Here is a 373-nt window from a genome sequence, read left to right as displayed (position 1 = left end):
CACCGTTGCCGCCGTTGCCACCAATGCCGCCCACACCACCTGTGCCTGCGTCGCCGCCGTTGCCCCCGGCGCCACCGCCCCCACCTCCGGCGCCGGCGGACTGTGAGGCGGGGAGCGAAACTTTGGTGCTTGGCCCACCGTTACCGGCAGTGCCGCCGTTGCCCCCGGCCCCGCCGCTGCCGTTGGTTCCCGTGCCGCTGGAGTCGCCGCCGGTGCCCCCACCGCCGCCTCGGCCGCCATTGCCGCCTTGGCCGGCAAGACCGCCTTGTGCGGTTCCGCCTTGACCGCCGCCGCCACCGTTGCCGCCGAGACCGCCGAGACCGCCGTTGGCACCGGCAACGCCGGTGCCGCCGCACCCCCCCGCCCCGCCGGT

The 373-nt window shown here is 76.9% G+C and carries 1 protein-coding gene; it reads right to left on the bottom strand.

The window, feature by feature from the left end:
• Window positions 1–373, bottom strand: a 373-nt coding sequence (locus tag BST27_RS34730) for a hypothetical protein (RefSeq protein ID WP_211285351.1), incomplete at both ends; no start/stop codon positions are given.

Origin of the sequence: Mycobacterium intermedium (assembly GCF_002086275.1) — a bacterium.
GTDB classification, from domain to species: Bacteria; Actinomycetota; Actinomycetes; order Mycobacteriales; family Mycobacteriaceae; genus Mycobacterium; species Mycobacterium intermedium.
This window is presented reverse-complemented; position numbering and strand designations above follow the sequence as displayed.